Raw genomic sequence first — 6,923 nt, forward strand, 5'->3', positions numbered from 1 at the left:
CCTAATAATGGACATGATGGAGCCAAATATTGAAATTCGCCGTTTGTTGGATGTGATGCCTGCTTCTGGGCGCATGATGACCAAAATCGTCAGTAAACCAGAACAAAACAAGGTGATTTATGCTGCTTTTCCCTTACCCTGGAGTCAGGAACGGCCAATATATATTAATTTTGATCTGTGGCGGCGTTTGACTAAGCCACAACGAGATTTATTACTGTTACATCAGGTTAGTTGGTTAACGGGGATGAAGTGGTTACAACCAGACATTTATCAAGGAGTGGTTTTAGCAGGTTTATTAGGTGGAGTAGTGGAAGCTGCTCAATCTGATGTGGTAGGTGTAATTATTGCTGGGGGATTAAGTGCTTTAGCTGGTGTGCGGATCTGGCGGATGAATCAATCTCAATCCTCAGAATTAAAAGCCGATACAACAGCCATTTTTATCGCCCAAAGACGGGGTTACTTAGAAGCAGAAGCTGCCCAACATTTGTTAACTGCCATTGAGACAGTAGCAAAAATTGAAGGGCGTTTTAGTTTAGATTTTAATGAATTAATTCGTTGTCAAAACTTGAGAGCGATCGCAGGTTTGTCACCCGTAGGTATTCCAGAAAATTATCAATAAATTAGCAGGAGTGTCAAGCAACATTGACGTTAGCACTAGGCATGATAGAAGTATATGGCGTTCCCGCCGCAGTGGAAGCAGCAGACGCAATGTGTAAAGCTGCCCGGATCACATTTGTCGGCTATGAAAACACTGATTTAGGAAGAATTACAATCTTAATTCGCGGTGATGTCGGTGAAGTGAATATGGCAGTAAAACAAGGAATAGAATCAGTTTTAAAAGTTAATGGTGGTGAGATTCTTTGCCATCACATTATTCCCCGTCCCCATGAAAACTTAGAATATGTTTTACCAATTTATCAAAGTGCCAATATTGGCCAATTTAATGCTGATATCTGTTTTCCTCCTCCACTCAGTAATTAAAAATTACAGATGGAAATCTTCAAGTATAAATTATGAATTATTAAGTTATAATATTATTTGCTCGCATTAGAGCATCTATCATTGCATTAACCCTGATTATAAATACCAAAGCCTCCAACTTCTGTAGAGTCAGAGATGAATCCTGAGTCTTAGCGAATGTTTTTGGCGATTTAGAGTTGCGATCGCCCCCCATAATTAGCTACAATCTTTAGTCTTTGGGATATAAGCAAAGTCGCTCAAGGTCAAGCTGCACTTTTGTAAGCTATCCTGCTGACACCCAAGTTAATGAGATTTTACAGGAAAAAAGGAAAACAATGGCGAAACGAATGCAGTTAGTATTAACAAAAGATGTGAGCAAGCTGGGAAAATCCGGCGACTTAGTGGATGTAGCACCCGGCTATGCTCGAAATTATCTAATTCCCCAGAGTTTAGCTACTCATGCTACTCCTGGTATTCTCAGACAAGTAGAACGCCGTCGTGAACAAGAACGTCAACGGCAACTAGAACTCAAACAACAAGCACTAGAACAAAAAGCAGCCCTGGAAAAAGTTGCCAGCTTGAAAATTGCCAAGCAAGTGGGTGAAAACGAAGCTATTTTCGGTACAGTCACCACCCAAGATATAGCAGAAGCAATTCAAGCAGCTACCAGTCAAGAAATTGATCGGCGCGGTATTACTATCCCTGATATTAACCACTTGGGTACATACAAAGCCGAAATTAAACTGCATTCTGAAGTAACAGCGCAAATCGATATCGAAGTTGTTGCCAGCTAAGTCAGGTGACAGGTGACAGGTGACAGGGAAGAGGAAGATGAGGTAACGGGGTGATGGAGAGAATAATGTATTCCCTTCTGCCTTTTGCCTGTTTCCTTTTGCCTTCTACCTTTTACCTTTTGTCTCCTAACAAGCCAAATTGCGTTAATATTTAAAACTTGCTCACAAAACCCAAATCGCTTATGGCTGAAGAACTGAGTTTTCAAGGCGATGGCAGCGATCGTCTACCACCCCAAAACATCGAAGCAGAAGAAGCGATTTTGGGGGGTATTCTTCTAGATCCAGAAGCAGTAGGGCGAGTGCGCGATCGCCTCGTTCCCGAAGCCTTTTATATTAATCCCCACAGAGAAATCTATCAAGCCGCCCTAACTCTCCACGCCCAAAATAAACCTACAGACTTACTTTCCCTTACCAGTTGGCTGAGTGACAATGATAAACTAACCCGCATTGGTGGCAGAAATAAATTAGCCACTTTAGTAGACCGCACTGTATCAGCAGTTAACATAGATGCCTTAGCAGAGTTAGTCATGGAAAAACATCTGCGACGGCAATTAATCAAAGCCGGCAATGAAATTGTACAACTTGGTTACGAGACACAAACAGAATTACCCATAGTCCTTGACCAAGCAGAACAGAAAGTTTTTGGCGTTACTCAAGAAAAACCCCAATCTGGCTTAGTTCACATTTCTGATACCTTAATTAATGCCTTTCAAGAAGTTGAAAAAAGACATGAAGGCATCGCTTTACCCGGTATACCCTGCGGTTTTTATGATTTAGATGCCATGACCACTGGTTTTCAGCGTTCTGATTTAATTATCGTCGCTGGTAGGCCATCAATGGGTAAATGCCTGAGTTATGACTCAGAAATCGTCCTAGCAGATGGACAAATTTCCACAATTGAAGAATTGTATCAGCAACGGCAAGGTTCATTATTAACATTAAATGATGATTGGAAATTGACCTTTACCCAACCATCTGCATTTGTAGATGATGGAATTAAACCAGTTTTCCGAGTCACAACTCGCTTGGGTCGGGCAATTGAAACTACAATTACTCACCCATTTTTAACTATTAAAGGTTGGCAGAGGTTAGAAAATCTCCAAGTTGGAAATAAGATTGCCATCCCTCGGAAAATAGATGTGTTTGGTACAGAAACTATCCGCGAGTGTGAAGTCAAATTATTAGGATATTTAATTGGTGATGGTGGTTTAACTAATAGTACTCCTAGATTTACAAACAGTAATCCATTACTGCAAACAGAGTTTTCCCAAGCAGTAACTGAATTTGGTGGTTTGTCAGTAAGATGGGAAGATTCCCAAGGACAACGGACACCTTCATTATGTGTTCGCGGAGATTTGGAATTTATTGCTACTCAAAGACAGCTTTTTGCGGAAAGTCTCAAAATTGCTATTAGTTCTCGTTCATTATCTGCTAAAAAATTGAGCGATGAACTAGGAGTAACTCCATCTTTACTTTGTATGTGGCAGAAAGGAGAGTGCGTACCCAATGATGACACTTTTCAGCTATTGTGTAAAACTCTGGGAATGGAGTTAGAAGAATTTGCACCTCATGAATTTGCTAGTATCAGCGAATCGAGTAAAAATGCTTTGATAATTTGGTTAGAAAAATTAGGTTTATGGGGTAAAAATGCTAATGCTAAAACTATTCCATCAATTGTCTTTAAATTAGAAAAATCACAATTATCATTGTTTCTAAATCGCCTCTTTGCTACTGATGGTTGGGCGACTTTACTTAATAGTGGTCAATCACAATTAGGTTATTGTACAGTCAGCGAAAAACTAGCAAGACAAATTCAACATCTGTTATTAAGATTTGGAATTATTGCTGCTTTGAAAAAACGGTCTGTAAAATATAATAGTACTCGTAGACTAGCATGGCAATTAGATATTACTGATGCTTTATCTATCAAAAACTTCATTGCAGAAATTGGCATTTTTGGCAAAGAAGCAGCATTAGCAAAAGTTACAGAAGCAATATATCAAAAAAGATATCAAACCAATCATGACTTAATACCTGTAGAGATTTGGGAACAGATAGCAGTAGCTAAAGGTAGCGAAACTTGGAGTAGTTTAGCTCAACGGGCTGGGATTAAAAGCTATACAAATATCCATGTCGGTAAGCGGGCATTAAAACGGGAAAGATTATGGAGTTTAGCCACTGCTTTAGATAATTTACCACTTCAGCAATTAGCAAATAGTGATGTATATTGGGATGAAATCATTTCTATTGAACCAGTTGGTAACAAACAAGTTTATGATTTAACAATTCCCGAAACACACAACTTTATTGCTAATGATATTTGTGTTCACAATACGGCATTTTGCCTTAACCTAGCTCACAATATCGCTGCTGGTTATAAATTACCAGTTGCAGTTTTCAGCTTAGAAATGTCCAAAGAACAGCTAGTACAGCGACTATTAGCTAGTGAAGCAGGAATTGAAAGTGGTTATTTACGGAGTGGCCGCATCAGCCAAACCCAATGGGAACCTTTAAGCCGTGCCATTGGTATGCTTTCAGAAATGCCAATTTTCATCGATGACACTCCGAACATTACTGTCACCCAAATGCGGAGTCAAGCGCGACGACTGCAAGCAGAACAGAACACAGAACTAGGATTAATTGTCATAGATTACTTGCAATTAATGGAAGGAGCAGGAGATAATCGGGTTCAGGAATTATCGAGAATTACCCGTTCTTTAAAAGGTTTAGCCCGTGAATTATCTGTTCCCGTAATTGCTTTATCACAGTTAAGTCGAGGAGTAGAAGCACGCACCAATAAACGTCCCATGTTGTCAGATTTAAGAGAATCTGGTTGTTTAACAGGTGATAGTCTAGTCACATTAGCAGATACCGGATTACAAGTACCAATTAAAGAATTAGTAGGTAAATCTGGTTTTGCAGTTTGGGCATTAAATGAAAACACAATGCAGTTAGAAAAAGCAATTGTTAGTAATGCCTTTTCCACAGGTGTGAAACCTGTATTTACATTAAAAACTCGATTAGGACAAAAAATTAGGGCAACAGCTAATCACAAATTCCTCACAATTGATGGTTGGGAAAGACTTGATGAATTAAATCCTCAACAACATCTGTGTTTACCAAGACATCTACTTATTTCTGGTAAACAAACTATTTGTGGTTCTACACTTTCCAAGGCAAACTTAAGTCGAGAAAGAGCATTAAAAATTGCTAATATTGTTGAATCAAGGGATTTACTTACTCTTGCCAACAGTGATGTCTATTGGGATGAAATTGTGGCAATTATACCTGATGGAGAAGAAGAAGTATTTGACCTAACAGTTCCTCATTTGCATAATTTTGTGGCAAATAATATCATCGTCCACAATTCAATTGAACAAGACGCGGATTTAGTAATTATGCTTTATCGCGATGAATATTATTCACCAGATACGCCAGATCGGGGAATAGCAGAAGTGATAATTGCTAAACACCGCAACGGACCAACAGGCACCGTGAAACTTTTATTCGATCCACAATTTACAAAATTCAAAAACCTAGCTAGACCAAATAATTATTAAAAAAAATGAGGATTGGGAATTAAGGTTTTTCTTTTTATTACCCAGTCCCCAGTCCCCAGTCTTTTTTAACTATTTAATATCCAACAACTCCACATCAAAAATCAAAGTAGCGTTGGGTGGAATCACACCACCAGCACCTCTAGAACCATAACCCAACTCTGAAGGGATAATCAACTGCCGGCGATCGCCTACTTTCATGCTGCTCAGTCCTTCATCCCAGCCTTTGATTACTTGTCCAATCCCAATTTTAAAACTGAAGGGACTCTTGCGATCTCGTGAACTATCAAACTTAGTCCCGTCTTCTAAAGTGCCGGTATAGTGAACCACAACCGTTTGTCCCTTCTGAGGAGTTGCTCCAGTACCTTTTTCCAATTCAATGTACTTTAGTCCAGAGGTAGTAGTTACGACATTGGCATCAGACATAGTATTACTCACTATCACAGTATTTTTTTCTTCAATTACAGTAGTGGCTGCTGGTGGAGTTTGAGTCAACTTAGCAGCAACAGCAGTATCCTGTTTACCATCTCCTACTTGCGCTAATACCAAAGCCACGACACACACCAGCATGAACACCACGCTGAGTAAAATTCCTTTCAAAATCTGCCCTCCCCATCATATAGGTAGCTTGGTAATCAGATTACCGACAGCACACAAATCAGTTTAAATCACAAGAGGTATTCTAGCGCCAAAGCTTATTTTCTAAATCGCGCACCTGACGTTCTAAACGATCAATTCTACCCCGTAGTTCATCCACTTCTGACTGACGAGCCACCCCCAAATCCTGCATCATATTTCGCATCTGTCGTTGCATCTGCACTTCCCAGCTACCTTGCTCGGACTTTAACTGCTGGACAATATCATCCATTATCACCTTGGCTTGCTCAGGATTAAGCTTACCATCCTTGACGAGTTCATCACTAACTTGCTTAAGCTTGTCTGCTACCAAAGAAGTCGTGCCGATACCCAGCATCATTAGCTGTTCTAACCAGTTGTTGCTGTCCATACTACCTTCCTGTTATTTGTTTCTAACCAGCGAACCTTTGCTCCTGAACTTACCCCCTAAGACCATGTTTAAAGCCTACTGATTCTAGCTTACAGATATATTTTGACAAATTTGGCAACACAAGGAAATCAACAACTTAAACTGACCTGATTACCTTTCAATAATAATGTTGCCAGTTTCACGGGTAATTATTTCCGGTCTTAGAAGATTGGAAAGTTCTGGGTAGAGATAGGGTGTGGGCTGTAGGGAGCGCATTACGAAACTTGATGGGTCAACCCCTGGGTTCTAATGGGTTTGGGTTAAAGGTTTTTTTCTTCTCCATTTACCTTTTCTCCTTAAACGATAAGAAGTATCATCTATACGGCTGTAGTCAAGAGGATAATTATTGTTTACCCCACACCATCTGCACGACAAAGCAATGGACAGATACCTTGAAATGCTTACTCAAAAAGGATTTCAGCGTTGTCCATAGATAATTATCCTCCAGGCTGAATTTTTTTTTCTAAAACCCCTTGACAAAAAAAAGAAGAAGTTGCTATATTAAACGAGGTGAGGCAAGCGCCCACCACTGAACCGAGAAAAGATAATACTTTGAAAGAATAAAGA

At 39.7% G+C, this 6,923-nt stretch carries 6 protein-coding genes; 4 read left to right on the plus strand and 2 right to left on the minus strand.

Translation table 11 applies throughout. From position 1 onward, the window contains the following. Window positions 1–16 precede the first annotated feature (16 nt). The 4 genes from H6G06_RS23720 to dnaB all read left to right on the plus strand — a co-directional run bounded on the left by H6G06_RS23720 (window position 17) and on the right by dnaB (window position 5,314). Window positions 17–619 (plus strand): DUF3318 domain-containing protein, encoded by a 603-nt coding sequence (locus H6G06_RS23720; protein WP_190564530.1) that lies wholly within the window; start codon window positions 17–19, stop codon window positions 617–619. Between the two features lie 23 nt (window positions 620–642). Then, window positions 643–981 (plus strand): carbon dioxide-concentrating mechanism protein CcmK, encoded by a 339-nt coding sequence (locus tag H6G06_RS23725; RefSeq protein ID WP_190564524.1) that lies wholly within the window; start codon window positions 643–645, stop codon window positions 979–981. Window positions 982–1,295: 314 nt separating this feature from the next. After that, window positions 1,296–1,754, plus strand: a complete 459-nt coding sequence (rplI, locus tag H6G06_RS23730; protein WP_190564525.1) for a 50S ribosomal protein L9 — start codon at window positions 1,296–1,298, stop codon at window positions 1,752–1,754. 182 nt (window positions 1,755–1,936) lie between these two features. Continuing rightward, window positions 1,937–5,314 carry a replicative DNA helicase gene (dnaB, locus tag H6G06_RS23735; RefSeq protein ID WP_190564526.1) on the plus strand — a complete coding sequence of 1,126 codons (3,378 nt, stop codon included), beginning with the start codon at window positions 1,937–1,939 and terminating at the stop codon, window positions 5,312–5,314. Window positions 5,315–5,383: 69 nt separating this feature from the next. Here dnaB and H6G06_RS23740 read toward each other — a convergent pair whose 3' ends face one another. Both H6G06_RS23740 and H6G06_RS23745 read right to left on the minus strand, forming a co-directional pair. Next, window positions 5,384–5,911, minus strand: coding sequence for an FKBP-type peptidyl-prolyl cis-trans isomerase (locus tag H6G06_RS23740; protein WP_190564527.1), 528 nt, complete (start codon window positions 5,909–5,911; stop codon window positions 5,384–5,386). A gap of 82 nt (window positions 5,912–5,993) precedes the next feature. Further along, complete coding sequence (locus H6G06_RS23745) at window positions 5,994–6,317, minus strand: phasin family protein (RefSeq protein ID WP_190564528.1); 324 nt, start codon at window positions 6,315–6,317, stop codon at window positions 5,994–5,996. Window positions 6,318–6,923 lie beyond the last annotated feature (606 nt).

The organism is Anabaena sphaerica FACHB-251, assembly GCF_014696825.1.
GTDB lineage: Bacteria > Cyanobacteriota > Cyanobacteriia > Cyanobacteriales > Nostocaceae > RDYJ01.

What these genes read in the sequence shown, in the direction of transcription:
- H6G06_RS23745 (WP_190564528.1), bottom strand. Translation starts at nt 6,317, where the DNA reads ATGGACAGCAACAACTGGTTAGAACAGCTAATGATGCTGGGTATCGGC.
- rplI (WP_190564525.1), top strand. Translation starts at nt 1,296, where the DNA reads ATGGCGAAACGAATGCAGTTAGTATTAACAAAAGATGTGAGCAAGCTG.
- dnaB (WP_190564526.1), top strand. Translation starts at nt 1,937, where the DNA reads ATGGCTGAAGAACTGAGTTTTCAAGGCGATGGCAGCGATCGTCTACCA.
- H6G06_RS23720 (WP_190564530.1), top strand. Translation starts at nt 17, where the DNA reads ATGGAGCCAAATATTGAAATTCGCCGTTTGTTGGATGTGATGCCTGCT.